The organism is Streptomyces sp. 3330 (genome assembly GCF_031456635.1).
GTDB lineage: Bacteria > Actinomycetota > Actinomycetes > Streptomycetales > Streptomycetaceae > Streptomyces.
The window spans coordinates 123744-142230 of the sequence record NZ_JAVDVA010000006.1 but is presented as its reverse complement, the minus strand read 5'-3'; the positions used below and the strand labels follow the sequence as shown (position 1 = coordinate 142230).

Sequence of the window (18487 nt, the reverse complement as noted above, 5' to 3'; positions counted from 1 at the left end):
TATGCGCATCGGTCTGCTCGGCACCGGTCCCTGGGCGCGGATGGTCCACGCCCCCGTCCTGGAAGCCCACGCGGCGCTCGACTTCGTCGGGGTGTGGGGACGGCGCCCGGAGGCGGCGAAGGAACTCGCCGACCGGCACGGCACCCGGGCCTACGACGACGTGGACGCCCTGCTCGCGGACGTGGACGCGGTGGCCGTCGCCCTGCCGCCGGACGTCCAGGCCGAGTTCGCGGTGCGGGCCGCCGGGGCCGGCTGTCATCTGCTGCTGGACAAGCCCGTCGCCGCGACGGTGGCGGGGGCGCGGGCCGTGGTCCGCGCCGCGCGGGAGTCCGGGGTCGCCTCGGTCGTCTTCTTCACCACCCGGTTCGTACCCGAGGCCGGCGACTGGATCGCCGAACAGGCGGAGGCCGGCGGATGGTTCACGGGTCACGCCCAGTGGCTGGGCGACGTGTTCCACGGTGCGGGCGACCACCCGTTCGCCACGCCCTGGCGCGGCGAGAAGGGCGCCCTGTGGGACGTGGGCCCGCACGCGCTGTCCGTACTGCTGCCGGTCCTCGGCGACGTCCGCCGGGTGACGGCCGCGGCCCGTGGTCCCCGGGACACCGTCCACATGGTCCTGGACCATGCGGACGGCGCCTCCAGCACCGTGACGCTGAGTCTGACGGCCCCGCCCGCGGCCACGGGCGCGGGCGTGGAGCTGCGCGGCACGACCGGGGTGACGCGGCTCCCCCAGGGTGGCGGCGACGCCGCCGACGCCCTCGCCCGGGCCGCCGACGCACTGCTCGCCTCGGCCCGCAGCGGCCGCGCCCACGCCTGCGACGCGGCCTTCGGCCTGCGGGTCACGGAGATCCTGGCGGACGCCGAGGCCCTGCTGACGGACGGGGCGCACTGACGCACCGCGCTCCCGGGGCAGGGGGCGGTGCGCAGGAGCTCGGCCGCGGCCTCCTCCTACTCGCCGTCGGCGAAGTCGAACCACTCCACCACGAGCGGTTCGGTGTCCTCGGGCCCGCCCCACCAGACGGCGCGGGCGATGGCGCGGCCGTCCCGCAGGGCGACGCGCTTCCAGTCGGGCCGGTAGGCGATCCTGCCGTAGGCGTCGGCGGCGCGCAGGGGGTCGGGCAGGGTGGCGAAGAGATGGGCGTCGCTCTCGTCGAGAGCGCGGATGACCAGATCGGTCACGGATTCCTCCGGGTGACGTACGGCGTGGTGCGCTCCCGGGGGCGTCGGACGAGGGTCGGACGCGGCGCGCCGGGGTCACGGGGCGGGAGCGCGGGATGCAGGGGTGTCGCATGGCGCTCGCCTCCTTCCGTGGGTGTCCGGGCGTGCGGTCACACGGTAGGAGGCCCGCCTCGACCGCGTTCACCGGTTTTTCGGCGTGCGCCCGCCGCGGCCACGGTGGAGCGTGGTGGGTGTGGGACGACTGGACGCGGACCGGCGGGGCTGGCTGCGGGGCGCGCCGCCGCCGCGCTGGGTGCGGGCGCTGCCGCTCGTCCTGGTGGCGGGCGTCTGCGTCGCCACGCTGATCAGCCCCGAGCCGCTGGACATCGGGTTCCTGCTGGGCGCGATCCCGCCGCTGGCGGTGCTGTCGTACGGTCCGGCGGCGACCGCGCTGCTCGGCGCCCTGGTGATCGTGATGCTCGACCTGCCCGCCTTCCGGCTCGACCAGCCGGGCCAGACCGATGTGCTGACGGTGTCGTTCGTCGCGGTGCTGAGCGTGTTCGTGGCGTTCGTCCGGCACCGCCGGGACGCCCAGCTGGACACCGAGCGCACGATCGCCGAGGCCGCGCAGCACGCCGTCGTGCCGCCGGTCCCCGAGCGGGTGGGTCCGGTGCGCTGCGCGGGTCTGTACCGGGCGGCCGAGCGCGGCACGCTGGTCGGCGGTGACTTCTTCGACGTACGGACGAGCGACCACGGGGTGCGGGCGGTGCTCGGCGACGTCCAGGGGCACGGGCTGGCGGCGGTGGCGACGGTGGCCTCGCTCCTGGGGGCGTTCCGGGAGGCGGTGCTCGACCAGCCGGACCTGGCGCGGGTCGCCGCGCGCCTGGACCGGCGGCTGACGGTGGACTCGGCGCGGGTCACGCACGCCGAGCTGTTCGCGACGGCGGTCCTGCTGGAGTTCACGCCGGAGGCGGACGCCGTGCGCGTGGTCGTCTGCGGGCATCCCCCGCCGGTGCTGCTGCGCGAGGGCAGGGCGACGGAGCTGGACGTCGTCCCGTGGACCCCGCTGGGCCTCGGTCTCCCGGACGGCGTCCCGCTCAAGGCCCACGTCCTGCCGCTGCGCCCCGGCGACCGCCTCTTCCTGGCCTCCGACGGCGTCTCGGAGGCCAGGGACGCCGACGGGGTCTTCTACCCCCTGCTCGACCGGCTGCCCGGCCTCGCCGCCGACGCGGACCCGGCAAGGACGGCCGAACGGGTGTGGGCGGACGTCCGGCGGCACTGCCCCGCCGTCCGCGACGACGTCACGATGCTCGTTCTCGAGCCGGTGGGTCCGGCGGACCGCTGAGGGTCTCCGCGTCACCCTCGGCGTCGATGTGCGGCAGGATCCGGTCCAGCCGGCGCGGGGTCCACCAGGCCCGCGCGCCCAGCAGGGTCATCACGGCGGGCACCATGAGCAGCCGGACCACGGTGGCGTCGATCAGCACGCTGACGGCGAGGCCGAGGCCCAGCATCTTGACGACGATGTTGTCGCTGATGATGAACGCCGCGAACACGCTGACCATGATCAGGGCCGCACAGGTGATGACCCGGGCGGTGATCTCCAGGGCGTGGGCCACGGCGTCCTTGGGGTCGCCGGTGCGCAGCCAGGCCTCGTGCACCCGGGACAGCAGGAAGATCTCGTAGTCCATGCTGAGGCCGAAGATGATCGCGAACATCATCATCGGCACATAGCTCTCGATGGGCACCGTGCCGTTGACGCCCAGCGCGGGCCCGCCCCAGCCCCACTGGAAGACGGCGACGACGACGCCGTAGGAGGCGGTGATCGACAGGACGTTGAGGACGGCGGCCTTGACCGCGACGAGGAGTCCGCGGAACACGGCGAGGATGATCAGGAAGGCGAGGCCGACGACCACCCCGATGATCAGGGGCAGCCGGCTGGCGACGATGTCCCGGAAGTCGACCTGGGCGGCCGTGGTGCCGGTGACGTAGCCCTTGGCGTCGTAGCCGGAGACCGCGTCGGGAAGGGTGTCGTCGACGAGCCGGTTCGTCAGTTCGGTGGTGCTCGCGTCCTGCGGGGCCTGCTTGGAGTAGACGGTCGCGAGCAGCACGTCGCCGTCGCTGGTGGGGGTCAGCGGGGTGACCGTGACGGCGCCGGGCACCGCGCCCAGCGTCTTCTGCGCCTGGGCGGAGAGGTCGGAGCGCTTGTCGGACGGGACGGACGTCTGGTCGATGACGACGGTGAGGGGTCCGTTGGAGCCGGGCCCGAAGGCGTCGGTCATCAGGTCGTAGGCCCGCCGGTCGGTGAAGGAGGTCGGGTCGGCGCCGTCGCCGATGTGGCCGAGCTGGATGGAGAAGACCGGGATCGCGAGGATCGCGATGACGGCCACCCCGGCGCCGAGGTACTGCCAGGGCCTGCGCTCGACGCGTTTGGCGTAGCGGTGCCAGGTGCCGTGCGGGGTGGCGCCCGGTTCGGCGTCGGTCTCGGCGACCGGCTTGCGGACGTGGTAGCGGTCGATGCGTCTGCCGATGAGCCCGAGCAGGGCCGGCACGAGGGTGAGGGCGCCGACGACCGCGGTGACGACGGTGACGGCGGCGGCGAGTCCGAGCTTGCCGATGAAGGACACCCCGGACGCGTACAGGCCGAAGAGCGCGATGATCACGGTGGTGCCGGACACGAGCACGGCGCGGCCGCTGGTGGCGGCGGCGTGTCCCGCGGCCTCGGCGGGATCGGCGCCGTCCATGAGGTTCTGCCGGTGCCGGGTGATCAGGAAGAGGGCGTAGTCGATGCCGACGCCCAGTCCGATCATGGTGGCCAGGGTCGGCGAGACGGTGGCGAAGGTGAACGCGGCGGCCAGCAGCCCGAGACAGGCGAGTCCGCCGACCACGCTGATCAGGGCGGTGACCAGGGGCAGTCCGGCCGCGATGACGCTGCCGAAGCCGACGAGCAGGACGATGATGGCGACCGCGAAACCGATCAGCTCGCTGACCCGGTCGTCCGGGGCGGGACGGGCGAGTTCGCCGAGCGAACCGCCGTACTCGACGTCGGCGCCGGCCGCCCGCAGCGGCTGGACGGCCTGGTCGACGCCGGTCAGGTAGTCGTCGCCGAGGGTGGAGGGCTGCACGTCGAAGCGGACGGTGACGTACGCGGTCTTGCCGTCGCTCGACACCGGGCCGACCGTCGACGACGTCACGGAGAGCGGGTTCTGCGCCGAGAGCACATGGGGAAGCTTCTGCAGGTCGCCGACGGCCGTGGACAGCTGTGAGCCCAGCGTGCTCACGGGCTGGTCGTCGTGCAGGACGATCTGGCTGCTGTAGCCGCCGGCCTGCGGGTCGTGCTCCTTGAGGACGTCCAGGCCGTCCGTGGACTGCACGCCCGGCAGCTGGAAGTTGTCCTCGTAGGTCCCGCCGATGGACCGGCCGGCCGCCTGGAGGGCGACGACGGCCACGAGCCAGGCGATGATGACGATGACGAAGTGACGGGCGCACCAGGCGCCGAGCCTGCGCAGTCCCCCGCGGTGCGGGGTCCCGGCGGTGGTGGGTGCCATGCGGCCCATTACACCCCTGCTTGATCTTCCCGGCATCTCGGGCCGGAGGTGATCGCGATTGCAGGGTGCGGCTCCAGGATGAATGGTGTTAGTGGACCCGATGACCGCACCGGGCCGAAGCCCTTCTTCGGACGCGAGGAGCAGACATCATGCCGACGTCACAGCCAGGCGGCTCCCGGCCCTCCCCGGAGCGCGCCACCCCGGACAAGCTGCTCCACACCCGTACCGGCACCGAGGTGTCGCCGGAGGACATGGTCCTCGCCACCGGACGGGACATCACCCCGCGCAATCTCGAGTGGGCGCGGCGCAAGCTCGACGAGGAGGGACCGAGCGCGATCGAGAAGCTGCTGCCCTAGTAATCCGGGGCAATCGGGGCCCGCCCTTTCCCGGTGGGCCCCGCAGCTGTCAGACTCCCGAGGGTGCCCGACTTCGACATGCTCGTCCTCGGATCAGGTCCCGGCGGCCAGAAGGCCGCCATCGCCGCGGCCAAACTGGGCCGCCGGGTCGCCGTCGTCGACCGCCCCGACATGGTCGGCGGGGTCTCCCTCCACACCGGCACCATCCCCTCCAAGACGCTGCGCGAGGCGGTGCTGTACCTCACCGGCCTCACCCAGCGGGACCTGTACGGGCAGAGCTACCGCCTCAAGGAGAACATCACGGTCGCCGATCTGACCGCCCGCACCGAGCATGTGGTGGGGCGTGAGATCGACGTCATCCGCAGCCAGTTGTCCCGCAACCACGTCGCCCTGTTCGCCGGCACCGGCCGGTTCGTCGACGCCCACACCGTAGCGCTGCGCGAGATCACCGGGCAGGAGCGGCTGATCGGCGCCGAGCACATCGTGATCGCCACCGGGACGCGGCCGGCGCGGCCGGACAGCGTGGAGTTCGACGGGCGGACCATCCTCGACTCGGACAACGTGCTGACGGTCGAACGGGTCCCGCAGTCCATGGTGATCGTCGGCGCCGGTGTGATCGGCATGGAGTACGCGTCGATGTTCGCCGCGCTCGGCAGCAGGGTCACGGTGGTGGAGAAGCGGGCCGGGATGCTCGACATGTGCGACGTCGAGGTCATCGAGTCGCTGAAGTACCACCTGCGGGACCTGGCGGTGACCTTCCGTTTCGGGGAGACCGTCGCCGCGGTGGAACGGCATGCGCGCGGTGCGCTGACCGTGCTGGAGAGCGGCAAGAAGATTCCCGCGGACGCGGTGATGTACTCGGCGGGCCGCCAGGGCCTGACCGACGAACTGGATCTGGACAAGGCCGGGTTGACGGCGGACCGGCGCGGCCGGATCGAGGTGGACGAGCACTACCGCACCTCGGTCCCGCACATCTACGCCGTGGGCGACGTCATCGGCTTCCCGGCACTCGCGGCGACGGCGATGGAGCAGGGCCGGGCGGCCGCCTACCACGCGTGCGGCGAGCCCGTCGGGCAGATGCACCACCTCCAGCCGATCGGCATCTACACGATCCCGGAGATCAGCTTCGTGGGGCGGACCGAGGACCAGCTCACCGAGGACAGCGTGCCGTTCGAGGTGGGCATAGCCCGCTACCGGGAGCTGGCCCGCGGGCAGATCATCGGCGATGCCCACGGCATGCTCAAGCTGCTGGTCTCGCCCGCGGACCGGACGCTGCTCGGGGTGCACTGCTTCGGCACCGGCGCGACCGAGCTGATCCATATCGGGCAGTCGGTGATGGGCTGCGGCGGGACCGTCGACTACCTGGTCGACGCTGTGTTCAACTACCCGACGCTGGCGGAGTCGTACAAGGTCGCCGCCCTCGACGCCACCAACCGGCTGCGCCAGTTGGACCGCATCGGCGACTGAGGGCGGCGCCGGGACCTCACTCCTCGATGATGTGGACGGCGGCCTCCTCGGCGCCCGCGGCCCCGCCGTCGATGCCGACGTCCCGGGCGATCTCCTGTGAGGTGGCGTCGGGACGGGCGCCCTCGTCGGGGGCGACGAGCCGGCCCGCGCGCCCGTCGCCGGCCTCGGGGTCGACGGGTTCGCCCTCACCGCCGGGCAGGTCGCCGACGCCGTCACCGGCCGGCTCGGAGACCTCCGGCACCTCCTGGGCGAGGCGCTGGTCGAGGCTCTCGCCCTCGTGCTGCTCGGCCGCGGTGGTGCCGTACTTGGTCACGCCGAGCGGCTTCTCGGGCGGGGACCAGCCCTCGTCGAGGGCGTCGTCGTAGGTGCGTTCACCGACGGCGTCCTGCAGGTCGAGCGGGGCGGCGTCCTGCTGTTCCTCGTTCGTGCCGGTGGGCTGGTAGACGTCGTCGCCCATCGCCTCGGACTCCGTGCCCATGGGTTGCTCCTTGCCGTGGGGGTCTGCTGTCTCCCCGTCCGCGTTTCCCGTGCGGCCCGCTCCAATCGCGGCACATGCCACCCGCACGAGCGGCCGCGGAGATTACCGATCCGTCAATCTTGAAAGCTCAAGAGGTAGGGCTATAGTCACTCGCACACTCGGTGTGACCGTCCGCCGACGCAGTGCTGGAACGGTACCCTCCGCGCCTACTCCGCCGACGTACCCCGAGGTCATCCCTCTCGACGCGCGGCGGCGCCCCACCCCTCACCCCCCATATGCCGCCGGGTCGGTCGTCCCCGCTCGGGCGGCGTGCACGACGGAAAGCAGCGCAACCATGAACAACAGCACGGGAAGAGGCCTCCAGGCGAATGTCCTGGGCACCTTCGACACGGTGGTGATGGCGGTCGCCGGCAGCGCGCCGGCCTACTCCATCGCCGCCACCACCGCGGTCCTGGCCGGCGCGGTGGGCCTGGCGGGGCCGGCGGCGCTGCTGTACTGCGCGATACCGATGCTGGGCATCGCGCTGGCCTTCAGCCGGCTCAGCAGGATCGACGTCAACGCGGGCGCCAGTTACTCGTGGGTGGGGCGCACGCTCCACCCCTTCCTCGGTTTCATCAGCGGCTGGGCGCTGGTGATCTCGGCGACCATCTTCATGGTGGCGGGTTCGCTGCCGGCCGGGTCGATGACGCTCGCCCTGTTCGACGAGGGCCTCGCCGACGACACGGCGCTGTCGACCGTCGTCGGCGCCGCCTGGTTCCTGGTGATGCTGGCGGTGGTGCTGGGCGGGGCCCGGCTCACCGTGCGCGCGCAGCTCCTCATGTCGGGCGTGGAGCTGGTGATTCTGGCGCTGTTCGCGGTGCTCGCCGTCCTCCACACGGACAACGCCCAGCCGTTCGACTGGTCCTGGCTCGGATTCGGCCATTTCGACGGGGTGTCCGGCTTCGCCTCGGGCGCGCTGGTCGCCGCCTTCTACTACTGGGGCTGGGACGTGACGAGCAACCTCAGTGAGGAGACCCGCGACAGCCGCCGGACGACGGGCCTGGCGGGGCTCGTCGGGGTGGGCGTCGTCTTCCTCCTCTTCGAGGTCTTCACCATCGCGGTGAACGTCGTCCTGAGCTCGCGGCGGATCGAGGAGAACGGCGCGAACGTGCTGGCGGCGCTGGGCGAGGAGGTGTGGCCGGGCTGGGGCGGCAAGGTGCTGATCGTGGCCGTGATGCTGTCCACCGTGGCCACCCTGGAGACGACCCTGATCCAGGTCACGCGCTCGCTGTTCGCGATGGGCCGGGACCGTACGATGCCGTCCGCGCTGGGCCGGGTGCACCGCACCTGGAACACGCCCTGGGTGGCGATCGCGGTGGTGGGCGGAGTGGCGCTGGTGCTGTTCGTCGCCTCCAACGCGCTGGGCTCGGTGGGCGACATCCTCGCCGACGCGATCTCGGCGATCGGCCTGCAGATCGCCGTGTACTACGGGCTGGCGGGCCTGGCGGCGGTGGTCGCCTACCGCAGGACGCTGCTGAAGTCGCCCGCCGACTTCCTCCTCGGCGGGCTGTGGCCGCTGTTCGGCTCCGCGTTCATGTTCTGGATCTTCGTGGAGTCGCTCGGCGAACTGTCCCCCGCGGCGGTCGCCATCGGCATCGGCGGGCTCGCCGTGGGGCTCGTGCCGATGCTCTGGTACTGGCGGCAGGGCAGCGACTACTACCGGCCCGCCCGCCTGGACGCCTCGCGCACCGTCGAGGCCGACTACGTGCCCGAGGGGCGCCCGGCGACGCACGCCGCCGGCCACGAGGGTCTGTCCACCGACTTCTGAGAGGGGACCCGATGGCGCGCGACCGCTTCGTTCCCGACTTCGATCCCGACTGCGGGGACGCTCCCCTCTCCTCCACCCGGCACGACATCGTCATCGGCCGCTGGCAGGGCCTGCGGGACCTGCTGCGCGCCACCGGTCCCGACTGGCTCGCCCGCGGCCACCGGGTCCGGCTGCTGGCGCAGGCCTGCGCGGGCAGTTCGACGGTGGAGACCTGGCTGGCCGCCGAGCCGCACAGCGGCGACGCGCTGGTGCTGCGGGCGGCCACGGAGACGGCCCGGGCGTTCAACCTGGCCATCACCGCGGGCCGCGGCGTGCCGATCGACCAGAGCCGGGTCGACGCCGCGGTGCTGGCCTGTCTGTCCGCCGCCGAGGCGTACCCGGACGATCCGACGCCGTGGACCTCGCTGATCTCGGTCGCCCGCCTCTATCCGGCCGGGGTGCGGCGGCAGGAACTGGCCCGCTGGTGGGACGAGTTGCACCAGCGCGATCCGTACAGCATGGAGGGCCACCTGCAGGTGCTGCACTACTACTCCGCCCGCTGGCACGGTTCGCACGGGCTGATGTACGACTTCGCCCGGGACGCGGCCGGGGCGGCACCACCGGGCTGTCCGCTGCCGGTGCTGGTGCAGTACGCGCGCGTCGAGGAGTTCCGTCACGCCCTCGACAGCGCACAGGACCGCTCCACCGCGGTGCGGCTCGGCCAGCACTGGAACAACGACGGCGCCGTCGGCGACGTGCGCCGCACCTGGGAACGCTGGGTCATGGGCCGCAAGGAGGACGCCGTCGCACCGGGTGAACTGCGCGACGTCCACTACCTGGCCCACGCGGCGTGTGCGGCGGCCCTCGCGGACGTGGCGACACCGCTGCTGCGGATCCTCGGCCGCCGGCTGACCCGCACCCCCTGGTCGTACACGGGCGACCCGGTCCAGCAGATCACCCGACGGCGCAAGGAATGGGGCGTACGCGACTGAGCCTTCGGGCCGGGCCCCCTTCGCCACAGGGGCCCGGCCGGCTCTCCGCGTCGTACGGCGCCGGAGCGCGGCAGGGCCGGCCCCGGCCTGCCGGTGTCCGGCGGCAGGGAGACACGCCGCCGGACACCGGCCGGGCGCTCAGCGGGTGTTCGGCCCCCGGTGCCGGGGCTGCCGGGGCACCGGCCGGTCGGGCACCTGCGGCACGGCGCGCACGACGGGCCCGTCGCCGTTCAGCAGCACCGGGGTGCCGTGGTGCCGGATGGTCAGCGGGGAGCCGGACAGCAGGGTGTACGCGGCCTTCTCCGGGCCGATCTCCACCCGCAGGCGGCGGCCGAGCAGTTGGACGCTGAAGGCGAGACGGCTGAGCCGCTCCGGCAGCCGGGGGGCGAAGCGCAGGCCGTCGCTGTCACCGCGCAGCCCGCCGAACCCGGCGACCAGGGCCATCCAGGTGCCCGCGAGGGACGCGATGTGCAGCCCGTCGCGGGTGTTGTGCTCGAGGTCGGCCAGGTCCATCAGGGCGGCCTCGGTCGTGTAGTCGTAGGCCAGTTCCAGATGGCCGGCCTGCGCGGCGATCACCGCCTGGCAGCAGGCCGAGAGGGAGGAGTCCCGGACGGTCAGCGGCTCGTAGTAGGCGAAGTTGCGGGCGATCTGCTCCTCGTCGAAGTGGTCCGCGCAGGTGTACATCGCCAGGACCAGGTCGGCCTGCTTGACGACCTGTTTGCGGTAGAGGTCGAAGTAGGGGAAGTTGAGCAGCAGGGGGTACTGGTCGGCGCGGGTGCCGGCGAAGTCCCACTGCTGGTAGCGGGTGAAGCCCGCGTGCTGCTCGTGGACGCCGAGTTCGTGGTTGTAGGGCACGTGCACCGCCACCGCGGCGTCCCGCCAGGCCGCGCTCTCCTCCTCGTCCACGCCGAGCCGGGCGGCCTCGCCCGGGTACCGTGCGACGACGTCGGCGGCGGCCAGGAGGTTCGCCCGGGCCATCAGGTTGGTGTAGGTGTTGTCGTCGGCGACCGCGCTGTACTCGTCGGGGCCCGTGACGCCGTCGATGTGGAAGGTGCCGTGCGCGTCGTGGTGACCGAGCGAGCGCCACAGCCGCGCGGTCTCCACCAGCAGCTCGACGCCGGTGGCCGCTTCGAAGTCCCGGTCCCCGGTCGCGGTGACGTACCGGACCACGGCGTCGGCGATGTCGGCGTTGACGTGGAACGCGGCGGTCCCGGCCGGCCAGTACGCCGAGCCCTCCGAGCCCTCGATCGTCCGCCAGGGGAACGCGGCTCCGCGCAGGCCGAGCTGGACGGCCCGTTCGCGGGCGGCGGGCAGGGTTTTCTGCCGCCAGCGCAGGGCTTCGGCGACGGCGCCGGGCGCGGTGTAGGTGAGCAGGGGCAGGACGAAGGTCTCGGTGTCCCAGAAGGCGTGGCCGTCGTAGCCGGACCCGGTCAGACCCTTGGCGGGGATGGCGCGCTGTTCGGCGCGGGCGCCGGCCTGGAGCACATGGAAGAGGGCGAAGCGGACGGCCTGCTGGATCTCCTCGTCACCGTCGACCTCGACGTCCGCGCGGGACCAGAAGTCGTCCAGGTAGGCGCGCTGGTCGTCGAGGAGGCCCGACCAGCCGCTGTGCCCGGCCGCCGCGAGGGCCGCCTCCACCTGGTCGCTCATCGCGGGCCGGGAGCGGGCGCCGGACCAGCCGTGCGCGACGAGTTTCTCCACCCGCAGCTTCTCGCCGGGCTCCAGCACGGAGGTGACGGTGAGCCGGGCGACGTCGACGTTGCTCTCGCCGGCGATGGTGGTCCGCTCCGGGCCGGTGACCTCGTGGTCGGCGGCCACGGCCACCCGCAGCCCGCTGCGCTTCGTGCGGTGGACGAGCCGCAGCCGCATGCCGGCGGCCACGTCCTCCTCCGGCTCCAGCGGCGACTTCAGGGCACGGGCCGCGCGCGGGTCGCCGTTCGGGTCGGGCAGGCTCTCGTTGGTGACCAGTTCGGACTGGATCACCACCCGGGAGGTGCTGCCGACGGCCTCCACCTCGTAGGCGACGGCGGCCACGGCCCGCTGGGTGAGCGACACCAGCCGGGTCGAGCGCACCCGGACCGTGGACCCGGCGGGCGAGGTCCACTCACAGGTCCGCTCCAGGACGCCCCGCCGCAGGTCGAGCACCCGCTCGTGGGCGACGAGTCGCCCGTAGCGCAGGTCGAACGGCTCGTCGTCGACGAGCAGCCGCAGGACCTTTCCGTTGGTGACGTTGATGACGGTCTGCCCGGACTCCGGGTAGCCGTAGCCGGCCTCGGCGTAGGGCAGCGGATGCAGTTCGTGGACGCCGTTGAGGTAGGCGCCGGGCAGGCCGTGCGGCTCGCCCTCGTCCAGGTTGCCGCGCCAGCCGACATGACCGTTGGAGAGCGCGAAGACGGACTCGCTCTGCGCGAGGACGTCGAGGTCAAGCCGCGTCTCGCGCACGCACCAGGGCTCGACGGCGTAGGACCGGTCCGTGATCACTCCTGCTCTCCCCCGTTCTCGTCGCCGCCGTCCGCGAGGTCCGCGAGATCCGCGAGGTCCTTCACCACGACGTCCGCGCCGTGCGCGTACAGCGCGTCGCTCTGCCCCACCCGGTCGACGCCGACGACGTACCCGAACTTCCCGGCGCGGCCCGCGTCCATCCCGGCGAGCGCGTCCTCGAAGACGGCCGCCCGCGCCGGGTCGACGCCGAGGTCGTGGGCGGCGGCCAGGAAGGTGTCGGGGCGCGGCTTGCCCGGCAGGCCCCGCTCGGCCGCCACGACGCCGTCGATCCGCACCTCGAAGAGGTGCTCGGCGTCGATCGAGCGCAGCACGTCGCGGGTGTTGGCGCTGGAGGAGACGATGGCCGTCCGCAGGCCCTGCGCGCGTGCCTGCGCTATGTAGCGCAGGGTGCCGTCGTACGGCCGGACGCCCTGGGTGCGGATCTTCTCCAGGAGCAGCTCGTTCTTGCGGTTGCCCAGCCCGTGGACGGTCTGCGCGTCGGGCGGGTCGCCGGGTTCGCCCTCGGGCAGTTCGATGCCCCGGGAGGCGAGGAAGGTGCGGACGCCGTCGGCCCGGGGGCGGCCGTCGACGTACTCGTCGTAGTCGTGGCCCTCGTCGAACGGCCGGAAGTCCTTGCCTCCGTGCGCGTAGAGGAACGCGTCGAAGGTCTCCTTCCAGGCGGCCGCGTGCACCACGGCCGTTCGGGTGACGACCCCGTCGAGGTCGAAGAGACATGCCTGGATCGTTCCGGGAAGACCGAGCGTCGACGTCATAGGGCTCTCGTTCCCCTGTATCGGGCCACTCACCGGTGTGTCGCGCGCCACATCCGCGCTCAGTCGTGCGGGAAGGAGTGGTGCTCGTGGGCGATGAGCCAGCGGCCGTCCTCCTTGCGCAGGCCGAAGGTGAGCCGCAGCCGCAGGCTGGGGCACTCGGCGAGCTCCTCGGGCGTGCCGCAGCGCACCAGGGCATGGGCGTAGGCCACGTCGGGACCTGCGGTGACGTGGAGGGTGTCGAGGTCGAAGCGGGCCCCCTGGGCCTGCCAGACGAAGAAGGGCGGCCAGGTCGCGCGGTAGGCGGCCAGGCCCCGGATGCCCTCGTGGGGCGCCGGCACGTCGTACATCACCAGGTCCTCGGCGTGCTGGTCGAGAACGGTGTCGAGGTCGCCGCGGTGGACGGCGTCGGCCCAGCGGGTGATCAGGGTGCGGATCTGGCGCTCGTCGTCGGACACGGTCGTCCTCCTCTCCTCGCGGCCTGTGCGGGTCACCCTCCAGGAGACTGCGACACTCTGCTGTGTGCTCACTTTCGACGATCTGCTCCTGCGGGCCCGTGCCCTCGCCGGGGACGGCCGCCGGCGCGCGCTCCTCGGCATCGCGGGCAGTCCGGGCGCGGGCAAGACGACGCTCGCCGAACGCCTCGTGCGGGAGCTGAACGGCGGCGGGGACCCGTGGGTCGCGCACGTCCCGATGGACGGCTTCCATCTCGCCGACGTGGAGCTCGACCGCCTCGGCCGGCGGCACCGCAAGGGGGCGCCGGACACCTTCGACGCGGCCGGGTACGCGGCCCTGTTGCGACGGCTGCGCGAGGAGGCGGACGGCGAGGACCCGGTCTACGCGCCGGGCTTCGAGCGGGAGCTGGAGCAGCCGCTCGCGGGGGCCGTGCCGGTTCCGCCGACCGCCCGGCTGGTCGTCACGGAGGGCAACTACCTGCTCGTCGGCACGGGCGCGTGGGCGCGGGTGCGGGCCGCCCTGGACGAGGTGTGGTTCTGCGAGACGGACGAGGACGAGCGCGTCCGCCGGCTGATCGCCCGGCACGAGGAGTTCGGCAAGGGGCACGAGGAGGCGGTGGCCTGGGTGCTGCGCAGCGACCAGCGCAACGCCGAGCTGGTGGCGACGACGCGGGACCGGGCCGATCTGGTCGTGACCCTGCCCCGCCGCCCCCCGGGCGTTGTCGGTGGCAGGCGCTAGCTTCGGTCCCATGACCGACGGAATCGTGTGGCTCGTGGATCTGGACCGCTGGATGTCCAGCGTCGTGTTCGCGCGCGGGATCTCCCCCGAGGAGCTGGCCCGGCGCATGGGAGCCGACCCGGGCAGGGCCACGGAGCCGATCACCGACGCCGAGGTGTGGCGGCTCGGGATCACGCAGTGGCGGCCGGCCGAGGACGGGGACGGCGTGGTCCGGGTGGGCAGCTCCGGGGACTGGTCGTTCGCCCTGGAGTACGGGGACTCGACCGGCGGGGACCTGCTCGCGGAGATATCGCGCGACGGCGTGGAGGCGGTGCGGTACGTGCCGCCGCAGGAGCACCCGCCCGCCGACTTCCATTACGCGCGCGACGGCGTGTTCGTGTCCGGCTACGGGCTGCGGGAGGAGGTGTGGCGCTGGGGCGCGGAGCCGGATCTGCTGCTGCCCGACCTGGTCGCGGCGGGCATCCTGTCCTCCGACGGCAGCACGTGGCTTCCGCCGGAGGACGAGGACTACCGGACGGGCTCCCGCCGCAGCCTCGGTGTGGTGGAGCGGCGGTTCGGGCTGTCGCTGTCCCCCGCGTTCCTCCAGGACGCCCGGCTGCCCGCGTACGCGGTGCGCGGCATCCCGCGGATGACGCTCAGCCCCTGACGGCGGCGCGCAGCGTCAGCGTCGGCTCGGCGTGCTCGTCGTCGGGGCCGAGCACGGCGGTGAAGGCGTCCGTCCGCACGGTCAGGCCCGCCTCGCCCCATGCGGCGGAGACCGTGAACGGCTCCTCGGAGCCGTGCCGCACCGCGAACACGTGCAGGTCGTCCGGCGCGTCCGGGAGCGGTTGTGCCTCCAGCGCCGTCGAGCTGACCAGGTGGCGCCAGCCCTCGTCGGGGTCGCCGTAGCCGCGGGGGTCGGCGGCGAGCGCGAAGGCGGCTTCCTGCTGGGTGAGTCCGGCGCGCGCGTCGAAGTGCTCGGCGCCCTGCGCGTCGGGGTGCGTGAGGCGCAGGCCGCCCGGTGAGGAGACGGCTCCGCGCGCCGTGCGGCGGACCCGGTCGCCGTCGTCCTCGGCGTACGGCAGGCCCGCCAGCAGGTACGGCTTGCCGTCCAGGCGCTCCACGGCGACCGTCGTCCACAGGGTGGCGCCGTCGGTGACGTACAAGGAGCGCACGCTGCGCAGGACGTGGTCGCGGCCGACGACCGGCTTGGTGACCAGCTTGGCCGTGAGGCCGTCGGCGCGGGCGTCGCGGACCCGGACCCGGCCCATCGGCCGGCACAGCAGGAAGCCGTCGGTGACGGGGCCGAAGCCGTGCTGGCGGTCGACGGCGGCGGGCAGGTAGTAGGTGCCGGCCGCCTCGACGACCGCCGGGGTCATCCGGTCGTCGAAGGCCACCGAGACCGTGCCGGAGCGCAGTTGGTGCCGTGCCGAGCCGGTGGACGGCTCGCGGTGCCAGCGCGTGGTGTCCTGGATCTGCCAGACGAGCATCCACGCGAAGTGGCCGTCGACTCCGCCGTCGGCCTTGACCGCGTGCCGTGCCCAGCGGCTGTCGCCCCGGTAGCGGCCCAGGTCGGCGCCGACGCGGGCGCCGAAGTAGCGCAGACCGAGGACGGACTCGAAGGCGGAGTGCTGCTCGCTGTAGCGGGGTCCGCCGTTGTCGAAGCCGCCGCCGGTGAGGCGGGCGTCGAGGTAGCGGGCGAGGGCCTCGCCGTCCTCGGCGAAGACTGCCTCGCCGCTGACCCGGTGGGCCTGGGCGAGGAAGGAGAGGGAGATCGGGCCGTAGTTGTTGTCGTAGGCGCCGCCGTGCTCGGGGGGCAGCAGGGCGCCCCGGTCGCGGACCCGGTGGGCGCGGATCTCGTCGGAGTACAGCGCGAGGGCCCGGGCGCGGACCGGCTCGCCGTCCTCCGGCGGCAGATGGCGGGCCAGCATCAGGCCGCCGACCACGCAGCCGATCGCCTGGTTGCCCGCCTCCTGGGGGTTGAAGAAGGTCGCCTCGGTCAGCCAGCTCCAGTAGCCGCGTGCCACGTCGAGGAGTGCGGCGCGCTGGTCGTCCGGCACGAGTCCGTCGGCCAGGTCGAGGACGTCGACGGCCTGGAGCAGCGCCCACACCGTGCTCGGCCAGTCGCCGACGGGGTGCGCGCCGGGCGCCAGGGTGTAGCGGGCGTACGGGAGTCCGGAGCCGCGCACCTTCAGGTTCGGGTAGCCCGGGTTGTCGTCCCGGTAGACCCGTTCGCGCAGGTGGAAGGCGAGGCTGCGGCGCACCGCCTCGGGCAGCCGGTGGTCCTCGGTGCGCTGCCAGGCCAGGGCCAGCAGCGAGGTGATGCCGAGCGAGGTGTCGCCGATGTCGTCGACGCAGTCGGGGTGCTCCAGGTTGCCCTGCGGGGTCAGGCGGCGCAGCGCCTGTTCGGTGACGTCGGCGAGGACGGCGTCGTAGGCCTGCGGGGTGTCCGGCAGGTCGTGCAGCGGGCCGCCCTGATGGGCGAGGTGCACGGGAGGGGACGTAGGGGGCACGGGGATCAGCCCTTCATACCTGAGATGGCCATGGCATGGGTCGTCGGAGTCACACCGCGGGTGCGGCCCGGCGGGCGCGCAGTGCGACGGTCAGCGTGTGCGGGCCGTGTCCGCCGAGGTAGACGCGGTTCCCGGTCGTCGCGTCGGTGCCGCCCACCAGGGTGTGGTCCTGACCCGGGTCGTACCGCAGGACCTCGCCGCGGTCCGGCCCGGCCGGCGGTTCGCCGGCCTCGACGTGGGCCTCGACCCGGATCTCGTCGTCACCGGCCCGGTAGGTCATCGGTCGGGTCGTCAGGCACCAGCGCCCGTCGCCGATCGGTACGGCTCCCGACGGCACGCCGCCCGGCCGGAAGGTCAGTTCGAGGGCCCAGGGCACCCGGGGTCCGCCGATGTCGATCCGCAGGTCGGCGCCGTCGTCCCTCAGGTCCACCTCGACGCGGGTCGTGTGGGAGACCTCGTCCCGGGGCCGGTCCGGGAAGGCCATCGCGGCCGAGAACCGGCCCTCGTCCGCCACCCGGTAGGCGCCGTCGTCGCGTCGCCGGTCCGGCGGCAGCGGCTGGTAGTAGGCGGCCGTGAGGGTTTCGGTGAGCCGGTACCGGTGACCGGCGGACGGCCGCATGTCGGCGGCGCGGAACGGGCCCAGGTCGAAGAAGCCCCGGGAGAGACGGGCCGCGTCGAGGACCGCGTCGCCGGCGAACAGGCGCAGGAAGGTGGGATTGCAGGCCAGGCCCGAGCGGATGCGCCGGTGCCCGGGCACGTCGGAGCCGCCGTACACCACGGTGTGCGCGGTGGCCGAGGCGCGGGCGGCGAGGCGGGCGGTGGCGAGGTGGCGGTGGCGGGGCAGTGGCTCCACGGCCGGTGCGGGCAGGGCGCGGCACAGGTCCGGGGTGAGGAGGGTCTGGGCGAGCAGGTCGGAGTCGTCGATGCCGTCGGCGGCCGCCAGCAGTGCCGCGCGGGCGAAGTCGCCCCGGCCGGTGCGGATCGCGAGCAGCCGGTAGTGCGGCAGGTAGGGCGCCAGCGGGAACGGGTGGTTCTGGTCCTGCCGCCGCGAGTGGACCGTCTCGACCGTGCCGTCGGGCCTGATGAGGTCCAGGGTCGTGGCGAGGTTGCGTTCGACGGCGTCCAGCAGGTCGGCGCGGCCGAGCACCTCGGCCAGCAGGAGCAGCGACGGGTTGGACACATGGGCCGCGTAGTTGGCGCTGCGCTCCGAGTACAGGCCGTCCGCGTCGATGTCGACGCCCTCGGCGAGCCACTGCTCAACGCGGTCGAGCAGCCGGTCGTCGGGGAACGACCGGTGCAGCCGGGCCAGTGCCGCCGACAGCTCCCAGCGGTGGTTCGGGGTGTGCACCCCGCCGGTCAGGAGGCTGCCGGAGGCGGCGCCGGCGATCTCGGCGAGCGCGGCGGCGACGTCGTGCAGTGCCGGCCCCGCGCCGGCGGCGAGGACGTACGCGTCGCACACGTCGTTGACGGTGAAGGCGGAGTCCGGCGGTGACTGCACGTTGTCGCCGCCGGCGAAGAGGCCGGTGGGCGTCTGCGCGTCCCGCAGGGCGCGCAGGTGGGTCGTCGCGGCGGTGACGGCCCGCTCGCTGCCGTGCAGCGCCGAGTCCGCGGAGCGGTACGCGGCGACCAGAGTCTTCACCCGGCGTGCGAGTGCGCGGTGGGTCACACCGGCCGGTGCCACGCCGGGCGCGGCCGCCAGCGGGGCGGCCAGCCGGTCGGCGGCGCCGGCCGCCGCGCGGACGAACTCGTGGTCGAGCGGGGTGGGCAA

The 18487-nt window shown here is 73.4% G+C and carries 15 protein-coding genes and 1 pseudogene; 8 read left to right on the top strand and 8 right to left on the bottom strand.

The window, feature by feature from the left end; translation table 11 throughout:
- Window position 1 precedes the first annotated feature (1 nt).
- Complete coding sequence (locus J2X68_RS12690) at window positions 2-892, top strand: Gfo/Idh/MocA family oxidoreductase (protein ID WP_310432589.1); 891 nt, start codon at window positions 2-4, stop codon at window positions 890-892.
- A 59-nt stretch (window positions 893-951) separates the two neighbouring features.
- Here the strand turns inward: J2X68_RS12690 and J2X68_RS12685 are convergent.
- Window positions 952-1179, bottom strand: a pseudogene (locus tag J2X68_RS12685) (GNAT family N-acetyltransferase); the annotation flags it as partial.
- Window positions 1180-1411: 232 nt separating this feature from the next.
- Here J2X68_RS12685 and J2X68_RS12680 point away from each other — a divergent pair.
- Window positions 1412-2503, top strand: a complete 1092-nt coding sequence (locus tag J2X68_RS12680; RefSeq protein WP_310432588.1) for a PP2C family protein-serine/threonine phosphatase — start codon at window positions 1412-1414, stop codon at window positions 2501-2503.
- Here J2X68_RS12680 and J2X68_RS12675 read toward each other — a convergent pair.
- A complete protein-coding gene (locus J2X68_RS12675; protein WP_399039812.1) occupies window positions 2460-4712 on the bottom strand; it encodes an MMPL family transporter in 2253 nt (750 codons plus the stop codon). The genes J2X68_RS12680 and J2X68_RS12675 overlap by 44 nt on opposite strands.
- Before the next feature lie 140 nt (window positions 4713-4852).
- Here J2X68_RS12675 and J2X68_RS12670 point away from each other — a divergent pair, with 140 nt between their 5' ends.
- The gene (locus J2X68_RS12670; protein ID WP_310432586.1) at window positions 4853-5059 is read left to right on the top strand and encodes a hypothetical protein; all 207 of its coding nucleotides are present in this window, start codon (window positions 4853-4855) and stop codon (window positions 5057-5059) included.
- A gap of 63 nt (window positions 5060-5122) precedes the next feature.
- A complete protein-coding gene (gene sthA, locus J2X68_RS12665; RefSeq protein ID WP_310432585.1) occupies window positions 5123-6526 on the top strand; it encodes a Si-specific NAD(P)(+) transhydrogenase in 1404 nt (467 codons plus the stop codon).
- A 16-nt stretch (window positions 6527-6542) separates the two neighbouring features.
- On the opposite strand, the gene J2X68_RS12660 is transcribed toward sthA, so the two are convergent.
- Window positions 6543-7004 (bottom strand): DUF5709 domain-containing protein, encoded by a 462-nt coding sequence (locus J2X68_RS12660; RefSeq protein WP_310432584.1) that lies wholly within the window; start codon window positions 7002-7004, stop codon window positions 6543-6545.
- Window positions 7005-7338: 334 nt separating this feature from the next.
- Here J2X68_RS12660 and J2X68_RS12655 point away from each other — a divergent pair, with 334 nt between their 5' ends.
- Together J2X68_RS12655 and J2X68_RS12650 are read left to right on the top strand one after the other, a co-directional pair.
- Window positions 7339-8811, top strand: coding sequence for an APC family permease (locus J2X68_RS12655; protein WP_310432583.1), 1473 nt, complete (start codon window positions 7339-7341; stop codon window positions 8809-8811).
- A gap of 11 nt (window positions 8812-8822) precedes the next feature.
- Window positions 8823-9782, top strand: coding sequence for a hypothetical protein (locus tag J2X68_RS12650; protein WP_310432582.1), 960 nt, complete (start codon window positions 8823-8825; stop codon window positions 9780-9782).
- Window positions 9783-9920: 138 nt separating this feature from the next.
- On the opposite strand, the gene J2X68_RS12645 is transcribed toward J2X68_RS12650, so the two are convergent.
- From J2X68_RS12645 to J2X68_RS12635, 3 genes are read right to left on the bottom strand one after another with little or no spacing between them, the layout of a single operon-like run.
- Window positions 9921-12263 carry a glycosyl hydrolase family 65 protein gene (locus J2X68_RS12645; RefSeq protein WP_310432581.1) on the bottom strand — a complete coding sequence of 781 codons (2343 nt, stop codon included), beginning with the start codon at window positions 12261-12263 and terminating at the stop codon, window positions 9921-9923.
- Window positions 12260-13036 (bottom strand): beta-phosphoglucomutase family hydrolase, encoded by a 777-nt coding sequence (locus J2X68_RS12640; protein ID WP_310432580.1) that lies wholly within the window; start codon window positions 13034-13036, stop codon window positions 12260-12262. The genes J2X68_RS12645 and J2X68_RS12640 overlap by 4 nt, the downstream gene beginning before the upstream one ends.
- 59 nt (window positions 13037-13095) lie before the next feature.
- Window positions 13096-13491 (bottom strand): SgcJ/EcaC family oxidoreductase, encoded by a 396-nt coding sequence (locus J2X68_RS12635; RefSeq protein ID WP_310432579.1) that lies wholly within the window; start codon window positions 13489-13491, stop codon window positions 13096-13098.
- Between the two features lie 64 nt (window positions 13492-13555).
- On the opposite strand from J2X68_RS12635, the gene J2X68_RS12630 reads away from it, so the two are divergent.
- On the top strand, window positions 13556-14227 hold the full coding sequence (locus J2X68_RS12630; RefSeq protein WP_310432578.1) for a nucleoside/nucleotide kinase family protein: 672 nt from the start codon (window positions 13556-13558) through the stop codon (window positions 14225-14227).
- 10 nt (window positions 14228-14237) lie between these two features.
- Window positions 14238-14873 carry a DUF6461 domain-containing protein gene (locus J2X68_RS12625; RefSeq protein WP_310432577.1) on the top strand — a complete coding sequence of 212 codons (636 nt, stop codon included), beginning with the start codon at window positions 14238-14240 and terminating at the stop codon, window positions 14871-14873.
- On the opposite strand, the gene J2X68_RS12620 is transcribed toward J2X68_RS12625, so the two are convergent.
- Window positions 14863-16698: a hypothetical protein gene (locus J2X68_RS12620; protein ID WP_310432576.1), complete on the bottom strand. Its 1836-nt coding sequence runs from the start codon at window positions 16696-16698 to the stop codon at window positions 14863-14865. The genes J2X68_RS12625 and J2X68_RS12620 overlap by 11 nt on opposite strands.
- A 70-nt stretch (window positions 16699-16768) precedes the next feature.
- Window positions 16769-18487, bottom strand: a complete 1719-nt coding sequence (locus J2X68_RS12615) for a hypothetical protein (RefSeq protein ID WP_310432575.1) — start codon at window positions 18485-18487, stop codon at window positions 16769-16771.

Bases quoted from the DNA above. Each gene is read 5' to 3' on its own strand.
- J2X68_RS12690 (WP_310432589.1), top strand. From the start codon at position 2: ATGCGCATCGGTCTGCTCGGCACCGGTCCCTGGGCGCGGATGGTCCAC.
- J2X68_RS12675 (WP_399039812.1), bottom strand. From the start codon at position 4,712: ATGGGCCGCATGGCACCCACCACCGCCGGGACCCCGCACCGCGGGGGA.
- J2X68_RS12670 (WP_310432586.1), top strand. From the start codon at position 4,853: ATGCCGACGTCACAGCCAGGCGGCTCCCGGCCCTCCCCGGAGCGCGCC.
- J2X68_RS12660 (WP_310432584.1), bottom strand. From the start codon at position 7,004: ATGGGCACGGAGTCCGAGGCGATGGGCGACGACGTCTACCAGCCCACC.
- J2X68_RS12655 (WP_310432583.1), top strand. From the start codon at position 7,339: ATGAACAACAGCACGGGAAGAGGCCTCCAGGCGAATGTCCTGGGCACC.
- J2X68_RS12650 (WP_310432582.1), top strand. From the start codon at position 8,823: ATGGCGCGCGACCGCTTCGTTCCCGACTTCGATCCCGACTGCGGGGAC.
- J2X68_RS12640 (WP_310432580.1), bottom strand. From the start codon at position 13,036: ATGACGTCGACGCTCGGTCTTCCCGGAACGATCCAGGCATGTCTCTTC.
- J2X68_RS12625 (WP_310432577.1), top strand. From the start codon at position 14,238: ATGACCGACGGAATCGTGTGGCTCGTGGATCTGGACCGCTGGATGTCC.